This is a genomic window from Methanoculleus sp. (genome assembly GCF_035363275.1).
Taxonomy (GTDB): Archaea; Halobacteriota; Methanomicrobia; order Methanomicrobiales; family Methanoculleaceae; genus Methanoculleus.
In genome coordinates this window covers 1-19528 of record NZ_DAOSET010000020.1, presented here as the reverse complement: position 1 = coordinate 19528, position 19528 = coordinate 1, and the positions used below count along the sequence as shown (strand labels likewise).

Here is a 19528-nt window from a genome sequence, read left to right as displayed (position 1 = left end):
GCCGGACGCGAGGGCTTATGTCCCCTTCTCCCCAACTATTCAGGAGAATGGTCATACGTGGGATCAGCAGGGATCTACTTGCGATGCTCCTCGAACTTGGCAAGGAACACTATCCGGATGAGTTCGTTGCCGTGTTGCGGGAACAGGACGGCATCATCCGGGACCTCGACCTGGTGCCCGGGACTATCGTCGGGGAGGAGAGCGCCTCGTTCTTCGTCGATATGCTCCCGCTGGATACCCACCAGGCCGGCAGCGCCCATAGTCACCCGAACGGCGTCCTCTCGCCGTCGTCGGCGGATCTCAGGTTCTTCCCCACGGTGGGCCGGTACCACATCATTGTCGGGTATCCCTACACGATGAGGGACTGGCGGTGCTACCGGGCGGACGGCCGCGCGACACACCTCGAGGTGGTCGAGTGATCCGCGTGGTCGCAACGGGGACATTTGATATCCTCCACCCCGGGCACCTCTACTACCTTGAAGAGTCGCGGAGACTCGGCGACGAACTCGTCGTGATCGTGGCGCGGGATGCAAACGTAAAGCATAAGCCGCAGCCGATCCTCCCGGAGGAGCAGCGGCTCCGGATGGTCCGGGCGTTACGGCCGGTCGACCATGCGCTCCTCGGTGACCTCCATGATATGTTTCGGCCGATCGAGGAGTTCCGGCCCGATATCATCACGCTCGGGTTTAACCAGCATTTCGATGAGGAGAGCCTCCGGCAGAGGCTCCGTGACCGCGGACTCGACGCGGATGTCGTCCGGATACCCGGATATCCCGGCCCGCTTGCCAGTTCATCGAAGATAGTCGAGTGTATCTTGAAGACCCGCTCTCTTTCCCGCCCCACCGGCGAGAGGGAGTGATGACCCGGGAAGCGCGGGCACCCTCCCGCAGGTGACGGCGGTTCATGCGGCAGACCGATGGATGGGGCGACGCCGACGACCGAACGAACTGGCTGAAGATCTCGGTCCCGTTCCTGCTCTGCGGAGCCTTTCTTGCCGTTGTACGGCTCCTCCTTCCGGCGGAGCAGTGGCTCCTGCTCTTCGGGATGATGGTCGCCTACGTCGTCCCGCCGCTCGGCCGGGAGACGATCATCCCGGTCGGCATCCTTCTCGGGCTTCCCTGGTGGCTGGTCGCGTTCTCCCTGGCGTTCCTGGACTTCGCCGGCGGGCTCTTTATGGCCTGGAACTTTCCGCTGGTCCTGCGCATCCCTTATGCCGGGCCCTGGATTCGCCGGTTCATGGAGGCGGGCAGGACGTTTCTGGACCGGCGGCCGTGGCTTGAGCGGCTCTATTTCCTCGGTCTCATCGCCTTCGTGAGCTTCCCGTTCGACGGGTCGGGGAGCCTCGTCGGCTCTATCGTCGGGAGAATGCTCGGTATGACGAAGACCGAGGTCCTCTCCTGCATCACCATCGGCGGGATCATCGGCAGTTTTGCCATCGCTCTCGGTATCGACTACGTCGTGAACCTCGTCCCGGCAGGGGCCGGGCTCTGGGTCTCGCTCGCCGTCTTCCTCCTGATCGGAGCCGCGCTCCTGGTGACCTACCGGAGTTACCGGAACAGGCACGAGGCGAAAGCCTGATCCCGCAGAGGATCCCCACTATCCTGTATCCGGGATGGCACCCGGGACGAATGGTCCCCGACGCGCCGGGGTCGAAGCCGGCACAAACAGAAACTATATATGCGGCCCGGGGGATTGATCATCCGGGTCAGGACCCAGAAGGCGGCAGGAGACGGCTCGGCTCTACAGCCCGGGGACGATACGAGTATGGTTCCATACACGGCGAACCGTTCGCTGAACGGAGAACTTTCAGGGCAGCACGATGACGATCTGGATTGTCGGGAGAGAGCGAACGCTGTCGGCAGCCCGGAGATTCCTGCCACGGTGCTGCGGCAGGTGGTCGAGACATCGTTAGCCGGAACCTGCATCGCCGATCGAGAGGGGCGTATCGTCTTTGCCAACGCTTCGTTGCTTGCCATGTGGGGTTACGACCTGCAGGACGTGATCGGACAGCCGGTAGACTTCCTCTGGCTTGCCGGGGGCGAGGGGCCGGACTGTATCGGCTGTGCTCTCTCCGCCGGGCAGTGGAGCGGGACAGTTACCGCCCGGCGAAGAGACTCGTCACTCTTTGGCGCCCGGCTCTCGGTCAACACCGTCCCCGGCCCCCGTGCCGCCGATCTCTGGCTCCTCGTCTCCTGCATGGACGTCACCGCGCAACGAAAGGCAGAGGATGCCCCCGGTCACCCCCGCAGCCTCGCGCGGACCGTCGCTTCGATGCCGGCACGTTTTGTGGATCCTGCGGGGCTCGATCCGGCCATCGACACCTCGCTTGAGGACCTCGGCCGTGCGTGCGGGGCATGCAGGGCCTCTTTCTCCCTCTTCAACGACGCCAGGACGCTCGTCGGTACAACGCACGAGTGGTGCCGGCCGGAGCGGGAGTCCCGGCGGGGGGAGTTCCAGACCCTCTTTGCGCGCGACCTCCCCTGGTGGGTCGTCCGGATCCTCGAGGGCGAGACCGTTCTTGTGGACGGAACGTCCCGGGAAGGACGGCCGCGCAGGGAGGAGCGCGAGTTCCTGAAGCGGCACGGTGTTGCCGCGACGCTGCTGATCCCGCTCCACCTGCAACGGGCGGTCGTCGGGTTTGTCGGGTTCGACCGGAGCACCGGCGGGCCCGGGTTCGCAGACGAGGATGTCGCACTCCTCTCCGCTGCCGTCCAGATCATCGCGAGCGCGCTCGATCGGAAGCAGTCCGAGTACGTCTTCCGGGAGTCAGAAGACCTCTATCAGGTCGTCCTCGACGCCATCACCGATACCGTCACCGTCGTCGATACCGATCTCACCCTCCTCCTCGCAAACGACGCCTTCGTCGCCTGGTGCGAAGAACTCGGCCTCGCGACGGATGTCGTAGGGAAGAACCTGTTTGTCGCGCTGCCGTTCCTCCCGCCCGCCGCGAGGCAGCAGTACGAACGGGTCATACGAACCGGACGGCCGCTGACATCGGAGCGGGCCCTCAGATTCGACGACCGGATCGTGGTCATCCGGGAGATGCTGATCCCCATCTTCGAGCAGGGCAATGTCGGGCGGATCATCACCGTTTCCCGGGATATCACCGCTCAGAGGGAGGTTGAAGACTTGAAGTCGAAGGCCTACAGCCAGGTCGAGCGGAACATGGAGCAGTTCGCCCTCCTCGCCGACCATATCCGGAACCCGCTCCAGGCGATCATGGGGCGGGCCGAGTTGATCGACGATGCCGCGACGACGGAGAAGATCCGGCAGCAGGTGCAACGAATCAACGGTATCATCGATCAGCTCGACGAGCGGTGGGCGGAGTCGAGAAAACTCTCCATGTTCTGGCGGAAGTACTCTTGATATCGTCTCCCTCAAGTCGCATCGCGGATCGAACCCCAGACCCGGTTTCGTTCGAGAATGACCCAGTAACGCCGCAGTTCGGCCTCCGCCTCCCGGTATCCCGGGTAACGGCCGCCGACGAGATGCCAGAACCTTTTTGAGTGGTTCGGCTCAAGGAGGTGGGCTGCCTCATGGACGACGACATACTCCCGCAAGGAGCCGGGGAGGGCTATGACCCGCAGGTTGATGTTGATGTTGCCGAGCGTCGAGCAACTCCCCCACCGGGTTCGCTGCAACTTCACCGCGATCTTCGGCCTCCACCCTGCCGGGTCCGTGCAAGTCTTCAGGTGGTCTGCAACCTCCTCCCTCAGCATCCGGGTAAGGCTTCTCCGGAGAGCGGTGCCGGGCGGGCAGGTGATCGTACCGCGCGTATCGTCGACCACAAACCGGGTCCCCGGTATCAGGTGGTAGAACCTCCCGTGCAGGAGGAGCATCTCCTCCCTCCCGCACCCTTCGGCGGCCAGCCGGTCGAACTCCTCGCGCCGCTCCTCGATCCAGGCCGTGTTGCGTTGCAGGAACCCCGCGACGTCGAATGACGGGGGGGCAACCACCCGCAGGGTCCCGTCAGGCCGCACCTGGAGGCGGGCCGACCGCACCGCCTTCCGGACGACGGTCGTGCCGGCCGGGACTCTCCCCGTCCCTCCCCGGTCCATGTACCAGTAATCGGACGGCAGCGAGAAAAACCCCGCGATCCGGCACGCTCCTATATCTGATGGCGACAAACGTATGTTGACACTCTCCCACGGCTCAAGCCGGGAGATTCTTGCTTCATCGATCGGGACTTGCACCGCCAGAATTAGGGGTGTAGTGGTCCTGATCTCCACAAGCGTAGATTCGGGTGTGCCCCACCCAACACAGAGAACAATGGTGTCCACTATGACAAAAAGATACCCCGCGCGGGGTGAAAATGGAACTTACCAGGGGTGCAATTCATCCCACGGCTCAAGCCGGGGGCTTTCTTGCACCCCTTGGACCCCGAAGTTGTAAGGGGCAGCATCATGAGCGAGAAGGAACTCAAGATCGGCGATATTGCGCACCTCACCGGGCTCTCCGAACGAGATGTCCGGATACTCATCCAGACCTACGACAGCCTCTTCACCTACCGGACCATCGGCCCGGTCAGGCTCTTCCCGCAGAAGACGGTCGGGATTGTCCGGGAACTCGTGGAACTCTCCGGGAAGGGTCTCACTCCCGAAGAAGTCACCACGGAGGTCAAATCCGGCAGGAGGCCCGCTGCGCCGGAGGAGCCCGCAGTTGCGGTCGACCGGGTCGGCGTCCCCCTCCCGCCCGAGGTGGTGCTCGACCTCCGGGTGATGCAGGAGACGCTGGCCCGCCAGGAACGCCGCATAGCACAGATGACGGCTGAACTCGAACGGATAGAGGAGCAGCGGAGAGAGGAGACCGACCGGTGGCGGGAGACCATTGACTGCCTGCAGGAACGGCTCGATAACCAGCAGAGGAAGCTCGCGATCGTCGCGGAGTGGGTGGACTACTTCGACCGGCAGATGGATGAGGTCTCCCGTCCGGTGCTTGACCGGGTCCGGCGAGCCTTCGGGACGAAACAGGACCCGGGCCGCTCGGGTTGACGGCCGGGGTGCGGCCGCCCGCGGCACCCGGGCTGCCCTGCAGCCGTCTGCATGCGATCCGGGACGCCGGGCGCACGGTCACCCGCTGTTGCATCTATTGTATATTTGTATTACAATATATTACACAATAGTATATTATTAGCAAAATTTATATGTGATCCCCGCGACCGTGTCGGCGAGGTGATCGAGATCCAGCAGCAGAAGATGGCCATAGTATTGACCGTTGTCATTCAGGCCCTGGTCATTGGCGGGTTGATAGCCTGCATCGTCGTCGGAACACAGGATCCGCTGTCTTCGGCTTCGCCGGCAGGTGAGATCCGGCACATGGAGTATGGGTCGTGGAGCACTTCGCCTGCCGCGTACCCCATCGTCGGCCACCCACCAGTGGTCCGGCAGATGGACATCGCGGCTGATCGCGGGGAGGATATCTCCCCTTTTTGATGTACGACCGCCCCTCTATCCCATCACGATCTGCACGGCCGTCGGGTACCTGTTCTTGATGGCGTATACGAGGGGTTTTGCCATCCAGAGCCTCCCACCCTGCATCCTCCGGAGAGGACTGATCTCCTGCAGGCACTGGAGGGCCTGCACCGCAGTCTCATCCGCGAGGAAAAAACTGTCCGGGACCCTGGAGCCGAAATAAAAGAGGATCGGAAGCCGGAGCCGCCTCTGCAGCCTCCCCGGGAGGGCCTGCTCCAGCCGGAGGAGGACGTCTTGATCGAAGTCGTACCGGGTCCCGCCCTTCGTGACGGCCGAGGGGTGCTCCTCTGAGAGGAGCAGGGAGAGGCGCTTTCGCTCCGCAACGACGCCGTCGTTGATCTTGCCGATCTCAAGCCGCATCCACCGTAAGAGGGTCGACCCGTCGCCTGCTGATGGTCGGTCGGGCATGGTGCGCTCCCCGTGGGTTTCCTCACCCCTGGTCGGGTCCGGAGATCAGTCTCCGGCATGCAATATATACCTGGCCCCGGACCTGCCGGAGCCCACCCCCCCTCCCGCCGCCCCCGGAAAAGTATATCAGTCTCTACTCCAGATGCGGCGCCTTCTATGTGATTATTCATGAAACATGATTCAGCGTGCCGCAGGGACACCCAACAGCATACCCGCCGCCCCCGGAAGACGCTCATCTCCGTCCTGCTGCTCGTCGGCACGGCGCTCCTCGTCGCCGCCGCGGCAGGTGCTACCGGAGAGCAGAACCCCGCCATCGCCGCAATGCTCACGGAAGTCAACGAATCCGACCTTCAGGAGACGACATATGACCTGCAGGAGATCTCGACCCGGGTCTTCGGCACCCCGGGGAACCGGGAGGCAGGCGAGTACCTCGCCGCGAGACTTGACGGCATCCCCGGTATCGAGGTGGAGTTCCAGGGGGGTGATCTCAGGAACGTCATCGCCACGCTCCCCGGGAAGAATACTACCTCCGATGAGGTTGTCGTGGTGGGGGCGCACTACGACAGCAGGTCGTCGGACCCCGCCCGTGCACCCGGGGCTACCGACAACGGGTGCGGCGTTGCGATCGTCCTGGAACTCGCGGAGGTGATGAGCAGGCACTCGTTTGACCGAACGGTGCAGTTCGCGTTCTGGAACGCCGAAGAGAACGGGCGGTACGGCAGCACCGACTATGCCGGGAACACGGCGGACGCATCAGTCCCGGTCGTACTCTACCTCAACTACGACTCGGCCTGCTACGACCCCCTGAACCGTTCCGTCCTCGACATCATGTGCGACGAGAACTCCTCGGATATCGCGGCACTCATGACGGACTACAATACCCTCTACGCGACGAACTTCACCCTGACGGTGAACAATAACACCTGCGCCTCGGACCATCTGCCCTTCCAGGACCGGGGCTATCCGGCTGTGATGACCCACTGCGAGGGGCACGGTTCGGCCCATACCCCGGACGACACCGTCGACCACGTCTCGTTTCAGTATGCCGTGAGGAACGCCCGGCTCGGCCTCTCGGTGCTTGCGGAGATGGCCGGTATCGGGGACGATGCAGAAAGCCCCACCCTCCCGAGGACGCCGGTCGCCGATGACCCACCGCCGATATCCTGGAACCGTTCCGGGAGGGTTGACCGGGCAGATCGATGACCGGAGATTCCGGTCAGGTCGAGAAACAGCGCCGTTATCCGTCGCGCAGGGGGAGATGAATAGATTCTCATGGCCCATCCGTCATCCCGCCGGGCAACCGGAGCCTATCGTCCCGCCTGGAGCGGGCGAACGCCTTTCCTGCGGCCCGGGGTCCGGTCCCCCTCTCCGGTCGGATGCGGAGCGGAGAGCACGCTTTTATACGGTCGAAGCCAACGTTAGGAAAATATGAGAGATTCCGAGATCCTGATGAACCCCAACGATCTGGTTCGTTATCTCAAGAAAGATCCGGCGGAGTTTACCAGGGAAGATATCATCCGTTTTTGTGCGGAAAACGGCATTCAGATGGTCAACTTCCGGTACGCCGCCGAAGATGGCAAGCTCAAGACCCTCAACTTCGTCATCTCCTCAATGGAGCACCTCGATACCATCCTCTCGGACGGCGAGCGTGTCGACGGCAGCAACCTCTTCTCGTTCATCGAGGCAGGAAGCAGCGACCTTTACGTAATTCCCCGGTACCGTACGGCGTTCGTAAACCCCTTTACCGAGGTGCCGACACTGGAACTCCTCTGCTCGTTCTACGACAACGACGGGAAGCCGCTGGAGAGTTCTCCCGAATACGTGCTCCGGAAAGCAGACCAGGAATTCACCCGTCGGACCGGGTGCACCTTCAAGACCCTCGGCGAACTTGAGTATTACGTCATCAGCCCCAAAGAGGACCTCTATCCCGGCCGCGACCAGAAGGGCTATCACTCGGCCGAACCCTTCGTCAAGTTCGCAGACCTGCGTGACGAAGCAATGCGCCTCGTCGCCCGCGCCGGCGGCAGGATCAAGTACGGCCACTCCGAGGTCGGGTGCTTCTTTGCCGGAGACGCCTACTACGAGCAGCACGAGATCGAGTTCCTCCCGATGCCTGTGGAGCAGGCGGTCGAGCAGGTGATCGTCGCCAAGTGGGTCCTGCGGATGCTCGGCTACCAGTACGGCGTCGAGATCAGCTTCGCCCCGAAGATCACCGTCGGCAAGGCCGGGAGCGGGATGCACTTCCACATGCTCGTCGAGAAGGACGGCCGGAACCTGCTGGTCGAAGGCGGCGGATTAAGCCCGCTTGCCCGGAAGATGATCGCCGGCATCCTTGATGCTTCCGACGCCCTGACGGCGTTCGGGAACACCATCCCGACCTCCTACCTCCGGCTCGTCCCCCACCAGGAGGCGCCGACGACGATCTGCTGGGGCGACCGCAACCGTTCGGTCGTGGTCCGCGTCCCCCTCGGCTGGGTCGGTGCCGGGAACATGACCCGTGACGCCAACCCCTGCGAAGATTCCTGCGCGGAAGAGCGCCCCTCCAAGCAGACGTTCGAGTACCGGGTCGCCGACGGGTCGGCCAATCCCTACCTGATCGTCGCCGGTCTCGTCGTGGCGGCGCTCCGCGGAATCGAGATGCCCGCCGCGCTCGAGATGGCCGAGCAGCTCTACGTCAGCGGCAACATCTTCCGGCCTGAGTTCAGGGAACGGCTTGCCACATTCAGGCAGCTCCCCGCCTCGTGCGTCGAGTCCGCTGAAGCCCTCGAGGCAAAGCGGGCGATCTTTGAAGCGGACGGGATCTTCCCGACGGGGATGATCGAGAGCCGGATCGCCTCGCTGAAGGCGTTCGATGACCGGGGGCTGAGCGAGAGGCTCTACGGCAACAACGAAGCGATACGGGAACTGGTCGAAGAGTACCTCCATATTGCGTGAGAGCGGGTTTTCCCGGCTCTCACGGCAGAACATTTTTCCGATCGGCTTTTTGCTGTCTCTATACCGGCAGATAGCCCCGGCGCCGATGCCGACCGCCCCGCTCCCGGGCAGGGTGCATGCCGGGGGTAAGTTATTATTAGAGGGTGCTCCAGAGGGGGTGGCTCTCCGGGGTGAGGCGGGGACCCCGGCGGTCGAGGATACGGCCTCTGCATTGCTGTCGAGGCCGTCCGGAACCCTGGCCCCTGCCGCACTCCGGATGATGGAGGTATGTGGAATGAAAGGCGGAGCAGAAGAGAGCATGGGAGAGGAATCGGGACCGGTCAAGTTCACCTGCTACCGGGTGACGCCGGGCGAGGGCGAGGGTACCCCTGAGGAGGGTATGAACACCTACAGCGTCGTGGTGTTGCTGCCCGACGGGGACGTCAAACACCAGGTCGTCTGGGCAGGGGCCCCCGAGGATATCGGCGACGCGATCCGGGTCCCCGCCGGTTCACGGGTGATCATGACCGAGATGAAGAGCCCCATGGTCTGGGACAGCGAGGCCATGGAGGAAGAGGCGGTCGCGGAGGCCGCACCGACCCCCTGAACCCTTTTTCTCCCGCCCCGGCTGGGGCTATGTCCTCCGGTTCGCCGCGATGCCTTCTTCCATGTAGGCGTTCACGTTTGAAAGGAAGATATCGACGTAGTCCGGCGCCGGGATCAGGGGCTCTTCGAGGCGTTGGCCGGTCTCTGGAGAGATCCGCCCGTTAATCACGACCTCTGCACCGGCCATCCCGAGCAGGCCCCGGTAGGCATCGATGAGCGGCCGTAGTTCTTCTTCCTGGAGCAGGCTCCCCATCCCCCGGTAGATCTCCCCGACGAACTCCGTGTGGTAGTTCCTCGCCATTCTCCGGGTGAGGAGGCGCAGGACCTGGAAATGGCTCTGTTCGGGGAACCCGCAGTTTGCGATCATGACGAATTTCGGGGCCGGTCTTGCTCCCCGGACGTGGCGGACCTCGCCTACCTCGTCCCTCTCGAAGTGGGGGTCGCCGGCCGGCAGGAGACGGTCGATGAAGTTCTTCGTGAGCACCGAGACGTTGTCGTTATGGAGCGGCGTGGCGAAGACCGCCACGTCGGCGGAGAGGTACTTCTCCAGCAGTTCCTCCATCCCGTCGGCCTGGATGCAGGTCCCGGGGGTCTTTGACCAGCAGGAGAAGCAGCCCAGGCAGTACCCGAGTCTCTTTTCGGCGAGGAATATATTCTCGACCTCTGCTCCCGCACCCTGTGCCCCGGCGAGGAATGCCTCGACCATGACGTGCGTGTTGCTTTGCTCCGCACGGGGGCTTCCGTTAAAGGCAACTATCTTCATCGGACCCCCCTCTGCGATAAGGCCCTTAAAGGTATTTCTGGCGGGTAGCGGCAGGGGGGATAATGATGGCGGCCGGCTTCGCGGGTTCCTGTCCCGGAGGGCCCCGCTGGACGCCCGCCGGGGTTTCCCGACCCCTCTTTCCAGGAGGGCGTGCAGCCCCCGGATACCATTAAATACACCGGCGGTCCCTGTGGGCCCGGTTGTGAACGACGTTCCAGGGGGATGGAATATGGTTGATGACGAAGCAAGGAAGGCAATCGATGCGAATAACAGGAGATTCTCCGAGGGGTTCCGGAAGGGCGACGCCTCGATAACGGCATCCATCTATGCCGGGGACGCCGTGGTCTTCCCCCCGGATGCCCCCGTGGTCGAGGGGAAGGGTGCGATCGAGGAGTTCTGGAGGACCGTCATGGCCTCGGGTGTGCAGGAGGCGGAGTTAACCACGATCGAACTCTCCAGAAGCGGCGATTATGCACACGAGCGGGGAACGGGCATCCTCAGGGTCCGCCCCCCGGGCGGGACGCCTGCCGAGCAGAAGATCAAGTTCGTCGTCATGTGGAAACGCACGGCGGACGGCTGGAAGAATATGTGGGATATCTGGAATGCCTCCCCCTGATCCGGGGAACAGCACGATATCCTGCCCGCGACCGGCTCCCCTCGCTACCGGGGACGGTTGAGGCGGTAGAGGGACCGGTCCCCGGCGTAACCCTTGCCGATACGAGAGGTGCGGTCCCCCGGGCGCGGGAACGGTGTGACTCACGGAAAAAGGGTATTCTTCAGGGGGCCGGGGAGGGGAGGGCTGCATCCGTCCCGGTTACCTCGAAGAGATAGACGCCCGACCCGACCCACCAGTCTTCATCGACCGGGAGGACGTAGCCGATCTTCAGTTCTTCACGGTTCTCCTTATCGGGGTTCGGCCAGACGAAGACGATGAATCCCCCGCCGTCGCGTGCGGTATCCCTGAGCGCCCGGATGTTCTTCATCCCGAAGGGGTCCTGCCGCTCTATCAGGCTGCTCCCGACCGCGGCCTGGAGGTAGGGATGGGCGAGGAGTGTCCCGTTGTAGTCGTAGGCGTAGAGGTAGTGGCCCGCCGGGTCGACGAGGCTCCCGGTCTGGTTCGAGATCTCGGCAAACGCCGTCGCCTTTTCGTGGTTGCGGCCGTAGGCGGCGCCGCGCTCGACGAGGTCGACCATCGCCGATACAGCCTCCGGGTACCGTTCCCGGCCGGTTCCGGCGGTTTCGGAGAGGTAAACACCCGACCCGATCCACCATCCCTCCCCGGCGGGGGCGACGTAGCCGAGCTTCGGGAGATACGCCTCCCCTGCCGATTCATTGACGGTTCCGTTCTCCGGTGCCGGGTAGAGGTAGGCGATGAACCCTCCGCCGTCTGCCGCCCTAGCGGCACCGATACGGATCACCGGCAGACCCCGGAGATCGGTCCAGTTGCCCCGGTCGGTCCCGACCGCTTCGCTCCCGTAGGGGTGCGCAAGGAGCGTCCCATTGTAGTCGCAGGCATACACGTAGAAGTCTCCCAGTGAGAACCGGCCGGAAGCGTTCCCGAACTCGGCGAGCGCGGCATCCTTACCGGCGGTCTCCGCGTAGGCTGCGGCTTCCCGGACGAAGGCTGCAAGGTCCTCGGTGGTCGTGTTCTCCTCCGCGACCTCCCGGACGCCCGGGCTGCTGCACCCGGTCACGAGGACTGCGAGGAGCGCGAGAAGGCAGACCGTGCCGACGAGATGGTATCTTTTCATACCCTTTCGTGCGGCGGGCCCCCTCAAAAAGACGTCGGTATTATCTTCTTCGTTGAAACGGTGCGTTCTCCATCTGCCCATGGACTGCCGGCGGTCTGAACGCCCTGAAAGGGGAAAATCCTCTCAGGAGGGTGTCAGAGCCGCTTGGCAAGATCATGGAGCCCACGCCGACCATCGAGACTGCGATGATTGCAAACACGACGAGGCTGAAGTTCTCGGAGATGAAGGGAACGTTCCCGAAGAGAAACCCTGCGAAGATAAAACTCGATACCCACAGCACTCCTCCGGCTGCGTTGAACTGGATGAACCTGGAGTAGTCCATCTTTCCTGTACCCGCAAGGAACGGTGCCAGGGTCCTGACGAACGGGGCGAACCTGGCTATGACGATGGTCCTCCCGCCGTATCTCTTGAAGTACGACTCGGTCTTTGCGATATGGTGCTCTTTGATGAACGGGATCCCCCGTGAGAGGAACCGGGAGCCGAACGATCGCCCGATCCAGTAGTTCACGGTGTCTCCCGCGATCGCCGCGACGATCAGGAGGACGAGGACGGAGAGAATGTTGAGGCCCCCCTGTGCGGCGATTGCGCCTACAAGGAAGAGGAGCGAGTCGCCCGGCAGGTAGGGGGTGACGACGACCCCCGTCTCGAGGAAGATGATGAGGAAGAGGAAGAAGTACACGAATGTCCCGTACTCCTCTATAACAAGCGGCAGGAAATCATCGAAGTGTATGATGAGATCGACGATCGACCCCAGTTGTTCGAACATCTGCTATCAGTCTATACGCGGACCTAAATCCTTTGCTGTGCCGGTACCGATGCTCTCCCTGAGGCCGCCCCACGGTCACGGGAGGGTCCAAACAGGCCGATTCCCGCGCCCGCTCCACCGCGCTCATCGGTTCCGGGTCTCCGGCCCTCATCCCGACCTCTCCTCAGAGATTAATACGGACAGCGGTTCACTCTGGTTATGGATCCTCCTCCCGACACGGCGGTGCCGATGGTCACCGGGATCACGACGGCGTTCGGTCAGGTCCGCCTCGTATGGGTCTCGTCCGCATCCGGATCGAAGATTCGGCAGATTTTCCTCCCCGGCGACCCGCACGCCGGCGCGGTAGTGGACGAGGGCGTCACGCCCGTCGGGGAGCCCCGCGACGAAGCCGTCCGGGCGCTGATCGCCGCGATACAGTCGTTCCTCCGCGGTCACGACGTGCGGTTCGAGATCGATCTCCTCGACCTTGACCGCTGTCCGCCCTTCCAGCGGCGGGTCCTCCTCACCGAGTACGGCATTCCCCGGGGGCATGTCAGCACCTACGGGCGTATTGCCCGGCATATCGGGAATCCCGGCGCTTCGCGGGCGGTCGGCAGCGCGCTCGCCCGGAACCCGTTCCCCCTCGTCATCCCCTGCCACCGTGCCCTGCGATCGGACGGGCGGCTGGGCGGGTTCCAGGCAGGCCTCGACATGAAACGGAGGCTGCTTGAGATGGAGGGGGTCAGGTTCCGTGAGGACGGCCGGGTGCTCATGGAGAAGACGTGGTATTGACGCGGCCGCAGAGTTCACGAGCCTTCCGGGTGGTTCTCTGCAACGCCCTGGATAACCGTCCTGCGCGACCCGACCCAGAGGTATATGTGGGATGACGTCCCCCCGTCCCCACGGTGATCCGATGGCAGATAGTACAGGTCAGCAGATGACAAAACCCACGGAGTACAGTGCGGCGAACCTGATGAAGGATGCCGGGGTGGATGTGGAACGGTGGAACCGGATGCCGGACGACGCAACGATCCAGAAGACGGTTGCAGCTATCGAGGCACGGAACGTCAGGGTGATCCCTGTGGATACCGCGGAGGAGGCGCTCGGGGCTCTCGTCAACCTGCTCCCCGAAGGGGCTGAGGTCATGAACGGCTACTCGACGACCCTGGTCGAGATGGGGTTTGACCGGGTGCTCAAGGAGAACCCGAAAGGGTGGCGGGACTACCACGCGATCATCACGGCCGAGAACGATACGGAGAAGCGGCACGAGCTCCGCAGGAAGAGCGTGACTGCCGACTACTTCCTCTCCGGGGTGCAGGCGATTGCCGAGTCCGGCGAGATCGTCGGGTGCGACAAAACCGGGAGCCGGATGGGGGCGTGGCCTCACGCGGCGGCCCATCTCATCCTCGTCTCGGGGACAAACAAGATCATGCCGACCGTCGACGAGGGGCTCCGGCGGTGCCGGGAGTACTGCCTGCCGCTGGAGAACCAGCGTGCGCAGCGCACCTACGGCGTCGGGAGTTATATCGGCAGGCACGTGATCCTCGACAGGGAAGATGCTCCGGGGAGGACTACCCTCATCCTGATCCGCCAGCCGCTCGGCTACTAGAACGGGGGTTCCTGCCCACCGGGCGTGATCACGGTGGCCCCGCCCTTTCCCGGAGGATGGGGGGTCCGCCCAAGGTCGTGTCCGGCCCGCCCCGGCAGGCCGGGCATTCGCACCATCGCCGTGACGCACTTCCCCTGCTCCGCTATCGGGCGTGCCCCATTTATCTGTTATTCCGCCCCACGTTTCTATGCATGGATATCATAGGCACACTCAATACCACCACCATTCCACTCGCCGACATCACGCTCGAAAACGTCGTTTTCGCCGTGATCGTCGCCGTGACCGGGTGGATCGCGGTGAAAGTGCTCATCGCTTCTTTCAAGAAGGCACTCTCCCGCGCGTCGCACCTGCCCGCCCTGGTCGCCGAGTTCCTCGTCCGGTTCTTCTCGATCCTGCTCTACGTGATCCTTGTCCTCGTCGTCCTCTCAGCGGTCGGGATTGATATCTCGTCCGTGGTGCTCGGCCTCTCGGCGGTGATCGGGCTCATCCTCGGCTTCGGTCTCCAGGACACCATCACCAACCTCGCTGCCGGGGTCTGGGTGGCGGCCCTCCGCCCCATCGATAAGGGTGAGTTCGTCGAGGTCAACGGCATCTCCGGAACGGTCTCCGCGGTCGGCATTATGGCGACCGAGCTCCTGAAGCCCGACAACACCTACATCACCATCCCCAACTCCCTCGTCTGGGGGAGCCCGGTGATCAACTCCACCCGCATGGAGACCCGCCGTGTCGAGGTCGGGGTCGGGGTCGCCTACGGCAGCGACCTCAACCTCGCCATCCGGGTCGCGACCGACCTGATGAAGGCCCACGAGGCGGTGCTGCCTTCGCCGCAACCTGTGGTCGTCGTCACGGAACTGGCCGATTCGTCGGTGAACCTCGCACTCCGGGCATGGACGAAGACGCCCGACTTCTGGGACGTAAAGGGCGACCTGACCCGCGACGTCGTCAGGGCGTTCAGGGACGCCGGGATCGAGATCCCGGTTCCCCGGATGGCTGTTCAGCTGGACCCGGTCCAGTAACCCTCTTTTCTTCTCCGGTATGCTCGAAGTCGATGAAGCCCCGGTAGGGGTCCGTCGCCATCAGGCGGACCCGGACCCTCTGGCCGACCCTGAGCCCCTCCTCGCCGAGAACGACCTTTCCCTCGGCCGGCGGGTCGATCAGCCGGACATACGTCCCTTTCTCCGAGGCGCCGGTGACGAACGCCGCAAACGATTCCCCGATCCGGTCGCGGAGAAGGACCGCGGCCGCCGCCTTCCGGACGAAGCGCTCGACCTTCTGCGAGGCCTTCTCGCGGTCGGTGAGGTGGAGGGCGAGGTCGTCGAGTTCTTCGGGGGTGTAGGGAGGATACCTCGCGTCGTTGATGACTGATTTCACCAGCCGCTGGATGATTAAGTCGACGTAGCGCCGGTTCGGGGCGGTGCCGTGGGTGTAGTCGGTTACGGCGAGGGCGAAGTGGCCGACCGGGGTCTCGCCCGGCCGGAAGGCTACATACTCACCCGCCCCCATCAGCTTCACGATCGTGAGGGAGAGGTCGGGGAAACGGTCGGGGTCGGCCGCCTTCTGCCGGATGAGGAACCGGGTGAGCGCCTCCGCGTTCGGTTCTGCGGGGAGGGTCTCGCCGTGCTCCGCGGCCTCCCTCACGATCCCCGGCCAGTTCTTCGGGGTGCGGACGATCCGGTGGATCATGGGTAGACCGGCGGCCGCGAGGAACGCCGTCAGGCTGCCGTTCGCCGCGACCATGAACTCCTCGATGAGGCACCGGGCGAGGTTCTGCTCCTGGACGACGAGTTCCAGGACCCGGCCGCCGGCCACGACCGGTTCGGCCTCGATCGTCTCGAGGGCGAGCGCCCCCTGCTCCGTCCGCCGCTTCTTCATCCGCGTCGCGGCCTCGTGCTGGAGAAGGACCTGCTCTGCGAACCCCGGCGTCTCTGCGACCGTCCGGGGGGCGGGTCCGGCTCCCGCGAGCCAGTCGCCGACCTCCTCGTAGACGAGCTTCGCGTGGTTCGCGACGATTGCCCGGTAGACCCCGCCGGGTTTCGTGCTCCCGTCGGGGAGGACGGTATACTCGATGACGACCGCCATGTGGTCCCGGCCGGGCAGGAGCGATGAGAGGCCCGCCGAGAGGCGGTCGGGGAGCATGGGGAACGTCACGACGCCGGTGTAGACCGATGTCCCGTTATGGGCGGCGTGCCGGTCCGTCCACGACCCCTTCGGGACGAGCGCATCGACGTCGGCGATCGCGACCCGGACCCGGATCGCCCCGTTCTTTCCCCGCTCGCAGACCTCTATCTGGTCGAGGTCCTGTGAATCGTGGTTGTCGATCGACGACCAGAGGAGCGAGCGGAGGTCGCGGGGATCGCCGGGGGGGTCTGCAAACGTGTCTTCGGGGAGAGCCCCGACTTCCCGGACGACGGGCCTGGGGAACGCCGGGAAAAACCCGTACTGCTCCATCGCCATCCACGCGATGGCATCGAGGTCGACGTATGGCTGGTCCTGCATATGGGTGAAAGATTCGTTTGCGGGTATAAAACGGCTTGTAAAGGTGCGATCCACTCGCCCATCCCGATCGCCTTTGAGAGGTTCGATATCGTGAGGCTCGAAACGGGCATCCGCTCACCGGATCTCGAGCCGGTCGCCCGTCACCATGTAGTGCACCTTCTCCGCGATCTTGCAGGCGTGGTCCCCGCAGCGTTCGAGGTACCGGGCGATCATGACGTAGTTCGTGCACTGCGCGATCTTCTTTGGGTCCTCCATCATGTAGGTGAGGCACTCGCGGAATACGGAGTACCTGAGGGCGTCGACGGCGACCTCCCTGTCCCTGATATCGCTTATCGCTGTGAGATCTTCGTGTTCGAAGGCGATCAGCGTATCTGCGATCATCCCCTCGACGAGATCTCCCATATGGGGGATGCTGACGAGGTTTCCCACGTGCGGCGCCCTGGCAAGATCGGGTACAACGATGGCGATGTCTTTCCCGTAGCGCCCGATGCGGTAGAGGTTCGTGATCACCTTCATCGAGGCTGCGATCATCCGCAGGTCTTTTGCCATCGGCTGATGGAGGGCGATGAGCCTCAGGCATTTCTGCTCGATATCGTGGTCGTAATCTGCTATCCTCTTCTTGTCCCGGTCGATCGATCCGACGACCACCGCATCCCGGGTCTTCAGCGCTTCCAGCGACTGGTGCAACATCCCCTGCGCGAGGTGGCCCATCGCGAGGACATCCCCTTTTAAGGATGCAAGTTCAGTGTGATATCTCTCTACCATTGGATCTCCCTACCCGAACCGTCCGGTGATGTAGTTCTCCGTCAGTTCTTCACCGGGATCTTCGAAGATCTTCGTGGTTTTATCAAACTCCACCAGCTTCCCCAGGTACATGAACCCGGTATAGTCGCTGGCCCGTGCCGCCTGCTGCATGTTGTGCGTGACGATGACGACCGTATACTGCTGGGCAAGCCGGATGATGAGGTCCTCGATCTTTGCCGTGGCGATGGGGTCGAGGGCGGAGCAGGGTTCGTCCATCAGGATCACCTCCGGTCCGACTGCAAGACATCGTGCAATGCAGAGCCTCTGCTGCTGCCCGCCCGAGAGGGCGAGCGCGGGTTCGTGGAGGCGGTCCTTCACCTCGTCCCAGAGCGCGGCGCCCTTCAGGCTCTCCTCGGCGATACGGTCGAGCGCCTTCTTCTCGCTCACCCCGTGAATGCGGGGGCCATAGACGACGTTCTCGTAGATGCTCTTCTGGAACGGGTTGGGTTTCTGGAAGACCATGCCGATCTTCTCGCGGATCGTGTAGACATCCGCACGAGGATCGTGAATATTGTTCCCGTCAAACAGGATCTCTCCGGTTACCCTCGACGAGTCGATGAGGTCGTTCATCCGGTTACAGCACCGGAGCAGGGTTGATTTCCCGCATCCCGAAGGCCCGATGAGTGCCGTGACCCTGTTTCTCGGGACGCGAACCGAGATCTCCACGAGGGCGTGTTTCTGCCCGTACCAGAGGTTGAGATCCTTTGTCTCAAGGATTGTAGATTCGTCCATTTACATCACCGTTGTCCGATGGTATCGCCGCCGAACGAGGATCGCGACGAGGTAGATCGAGAGGACCATGAGGAGGAGCACGAGGGCGGTCCCGAACTTCTGCGTGGATGCCCCCGGGACGCTCGTCGTGAGGATGAAGAGATGGTAGGGGAGCGCCATCACCGGCTCCGTAAGCGACGAGGGCAGGAACTTGCTGCTGCAGACCGTTGCGGTGAACATGATGGGGGCCGTCTCGCCTGCGGCACGCCCGATGGAGAGGATCGCTCCGGTGAGGATCCCGGGGATTGCCGGGGGGAGGACCACCCGCCGGATCGTCTGCCACTTCGTTGCTCCGAGAGCATAGCTCCCTTCCCGGAGGGAGTGCGGGATCGACCGGAGGGACTCTTCGGTCGTCCGTATGATCGTCGGGAGGATCATCAATCCGAGGGTGATTTGCCCGGCGATCATCGAGACCCCGAGGTTCAGGAAGAGGACGAGGAACGCGAAGCCGAAGAGCCCGAAGACGATCGACGGCGTTCCGTTCAGCAGGTCCACCGCTGCACGGATGCCCCGCGTCAGCGGGGTCTCCGCCGTATACTCGATGAGGTAAACGGCCGTCGCGATCCCGAGGGGAAGAGCAACTGCGAGTGCTCCTCCCACGAGACAGAGTGTCCCGGCAATCGCGGGAAAGATCCCTCCCGCTCTCCCGAGGTCTTTCGGGGACCCGGTCAGGAACTCCCAGGTGAGCGCGCCGGCCCCGTTGACGACGATCTCAACGAGGATCACGCCGAGGACCACGAGCACGATCGCGACCGAGAGCGATACCAGAAAGAACGCACACCGCTGTGCGGTCTTCGGATGGAAGATCCTCGTTTGGGGCCGGCGTGTGAGTGGGGTGGTGCGTGAGAGGGCCGCTGTAAACGCTCGATACAGGCTACTGCGCCGGAGTGCGCCCTTCATCCCTCTGACCGATGTCTCCGGGGTTCTGCACGGCGCGGCCCATGTCACGCCCTGTGTTCCCTGTATGCGGCTGACGACGACCCGTGCCGCGCTGTTGACGGCGAGCGTAATGAGGAGCAGGACCACCGCGACGCCGAAGAGCGCGTGGTAGTGCAGGCTCCCGAACGCGACTTCGCCCATCTCGATACCCAACGTCCCGGTCAGCGTCCGCACGGGGGAGAAGACGTCGAAGATCGGGTCCGGGATGACGGCGGCGTTCCCCGTGACCATGAGCACCGCCATCGTCTCGCC

Annotated in this window: 22 protein-coding genes; 13 read left to right on the top strand and 9 right to left on the bottom strand. The window is 63.6% G+C overall.

Annotation, left to right across the window (positions count from 1 at the left end):
• The first annotated feature begins 47 nt into the window (after positions 1-47).
• The 4 genes from PLN84_RS05915 to PLN84_RS05900 all read left to right on the top strand — a co-directional run bounded on the left by PLN84_RS05915 (position 48) and on the right by PLN84_RS05900 (position 3366).
• Positions 48-419, top strand: coding sequence for a Mov34/MPN/PAD-1 family protein (locus tag PLN84_RS05915; protein WP_292383781.1), 372 nt, complete (start codon positions 48-50; stop codon positions 417-419).
• Complete coding sequence (locus PLN84_RS05910) at positions 416-859, top strand: FAD synthase (RefSeq protein WP_292383783.1); 444 nt, start codon at positions 416-418, stop codon at positions 857-859. Before PLN84_RS05915 ends, PLN84_RS05910 begins: the two co-directional genes overlap by 4 nt.
• Positions 860-903: 44 nt before the next feature.
• Positions 904-1578: a small multi-drug export protein gene (locus tag PLN84_RS05905; RefSeq protein ID WP_292558527.1), complete on the top strand. Its 675-nt coding sequence runs from the start codon at positions 904-906 to the stop codon at positions 1576-1578.
• 186 nt (positions 1579-1764) lie between these two features.
• A complete protein-coding gene (locus tag PLN84_RS05900; RefSeq protein ID WP_292383787.1) occupies positions 1765-3366 on the top strand; it encodes a PAS domain-containing protein in 1602 nt (533 codons plus the stop codon).
• 11 nt (positions 3367-3377) lie between these two features.
• Here the strand turns inward: PLN84_RS05900 and PLN84_RS05895 are convergent, their stop codons facing one another.
• Positions 3378-4058 (bottom strand): SprT family zinc-dependent metalloprotease, encoded by a 681-nt coding sequence (locus PLN84_RS05895; RefSeq protein WP_292558529.1) that lies wholly within the window; start codon positions 4056-4058, stop codon positions 3378-3380.
• A 345-nt stretch (positions 4059-4403) separates the two neighbouring features.
• Between PLN84_RS05895 and PLN84_RS05890 the strand changes: the two genes are divergently transcribed.
• Both PLN84_RS05890 and PLN84_RS05885 read left to right on the top strand, forming a co-directional pair.
• The gene (locus tag PLN84_RS05890; RefSeq protein ID WP_292383790.1) at positions 4404-4991 is read left to right on the top strand and encodes a hypothetical protein; all 588 of its coding nucleotides are present in this window, start codon (positions 4404-4406) and stop codon (positions 4989-4991) included.
• A 180-nt stretch (positions 4992-5171) separates the two neighbouring features.
• Positions 5172-5432, top strand: a complete 261-nt coding sequence (locus PLN84_RS05885; protein ID WP_292383791.1) for a hypothetical protein — start codon at positions 5172-5174, stop codon at positions 5430-5432.
• A 15-nt stretch (positions 5433-5447) separates the two neighbouring features.
• On the opposite strand, the gene PLN84_RS05880 is transcribed toward PLN84_RS05885, so the two are convergent.
• Positions 5448-5879 carry a DUF61 family protein gene (locus tag PLN84_RS05880; protein WP_292383792.1) on the bottom strand — a complete coding sequence of 144 codons (432 nt, stop codon included), beginning with the start codon at positions 5877-5879 and terminating at the stop codon, positions 5448-5450.
• 168 nt (positions 5880-6047) lie between these two features.
• Here PLN84_RS05880 and PLN84_RS05875 point away from each other — a divergent pair, with 168 nt between their 5' ends.
• The 3 genes from PLN84_RS05875 (at position 6048) to PLN84_RS05865 (ending at position 9399) form a co-directional block, all read left to right on the top strand.
• Positions 6048-7082, top strand: a complete 1035-nt coding sequence (locus tag PLN84_RS05875) for a M28 family metallopeptidase (RefSeq protein WP_292383794.1) — start codon at positions 6048-6050, stop codon at positions 7080-7082.
• 225 nt (positions 7083-7307) lie between these two features.
• A complete protein-coding gene (locus PLN84_RS05870; protein WP_292383796.1) occupies positions 7308-8813 on the top strand; it encodes a glutamine synthetase family protein in 1506 nt (501 codons plus the stop codon).
• 274 nt (positions 8814-9087) lie between these two features.
• Positions 9088-9399, top strand: coding sequence for a hypothetical protein (locus tag PLN84_RS05865; protein WP_292383797.1), 312 nt, complete (start codon positions 9088-9090; stop codon positions 9397-9399).
• Positions 9400-9426: 27 nt separating this feature from the next.
• On the opposite strand, the gene PLN84_RS05860 is transcribed toward PLN84_RS05865, so the two are convergent.
• Positions 9427-10161: a flavodoxin family protein gene (locus PLN84_RS05860; protein WP_292558531.1), complete on the bottom strand. Its 735-nt coding sequence runs from the start codon at positions 10159-10161 to the stop codon at positions 9427-9429.
• A 229-nt stretch (positions 10162-10390) separates the two neighbouring features.
• On the opposite strand from PLN84_RS05860, the gene PLN84_RS05855 reads away from it, so the two are divergent.
• The gene (locus PLN84_RS05855) at positions 10391-10777 is read left to right on the top strand and encodes a DUF4440 domain-containing protein (RefSeq protein WP_292383801.1); all 387 of its coding nucleotides are present in this window, start codon (positions 10391-10393) and stop codon (positions 10775-10777) included.
• 160 nt (positions 10778-10937) lie between these two features.
• Here PLN84_RS05855 and PLN84_RS05850 read toward each other — a convergent pair whose 3' ends face one another.
• Positions 10938-11912 (bottom strand): cache domain-containing protein, encoded by a 975-nt coding sequence (locus PLN84_RS05850; RefSeq protein WP_292383803.1) that lies wholly within the window; start codon positions 11910-11912, stop codon positions 10938-10940.
• Between the two features lie 40 nt (positions 11913-11952).
• Positions 11953-12678, bottom strand: coding sequence for a VTT domain-containing protein (locus tag PLN84_RS05845; protein ID WP_292383805.1), 726 nt, complete (start codon positions 12676-12678; stop codon positions 11953-11955).
• 198 nt (positions 12679-12876) lie between these two features.
• Between PLN84_RS05845 and PLN84_RS05840 the strand changes: the two genes are divergently transcribed.
• The 3 genes from PLN84_RS05840 to PLN84_RS05830 all read left to right on the top strand — a co-directional run bounded on the left by PLN84_RS05840 (position 12877) and on the right by PLN84_RS05830 (position 15282).
• A complete protein-coding gene (locus PLN84_RS05840) occupies positions 12877-13449 on the top strand; it encodes an MGMT family protein (protein ID WP_292383807.1) in 573 nt (190 codons plus the stop codon).
• Positions 13450-13570: 121 nt separating this feature from the next.
• Positions 13571-14266, top strand: a complete 696-nt coding sequence (locus PLN84_RS05835) for a lactate utilization protein (protein WP_292383808.1) — start codon at positions 13571-13573, stop codon at positions 14264-14266.
• A 191-nt stretch (positions 14267-14457) separates the two neighbouring features.
• Complete coding sequence (locus tag PLN84_RS05830; protein ID WP_292383810.1) at positions 14458-15282, top strand: mechanosensitive ion channel family protein; 825 nt, start codon at positions 14458-14460, stop codon at positions 15280-15282.
• On the opposite strand, the gene PLN84_RS05825 is transcribed toward PLN84_RS05830, so the two are convergent.
• From PLN84_RS05825 to pstA, 4 genes are all read right to left on the bottom strand, one after another.
• The gene (locus PLN84_RS05825; RefSeq protein ID WP_292383812.1) at positions 15218-16762 is read right to left on the bottom strand and encodes an RNB domain-containing ribonuclease; all 1545 of its coding nucleotides are present in this window, start codon (positions 16760-16762) and stop codon (positions 15218-15220) included. The two genes, PLN84_RS05830 and PLN84_RS05825, sit on opposite strands and share 65 nt — an antisense overlap.
• Before the next feature lie 114 nt (positions 16763-16876).
• Positions 16877-17527 (bottom strand): phosphate signaling complex protein PhoU, encoded by a 651-nt coding sequence (gene phoU, locus PLN84_RS05820; RefSeq protein ID WP_292383814.1) that lies wholly within the window; start codon positions 17525-17527, stop codon positions 16877-16879.
• Between the two features lie 9 nt (positions 17528-17536).
• A complete protein-coding gene (gene pstB, locus PLN84_RS05815) occupies positions 17537-18298 on the bottom strand; it encodes a phosphate ABC transporter ATP-binding protein PstB (protein ID WP_292383815.1) in 762 nt (253 codons plus the stop codon).
• A partial coding sequence (gene pstA / locus PLN84_RS05810; protein WP_348531968.1) for a phosphate ABC transporter permease PstA occupies positions 18299-19528 on the bottom strand: 1230 nt, incomplete at its 5' end.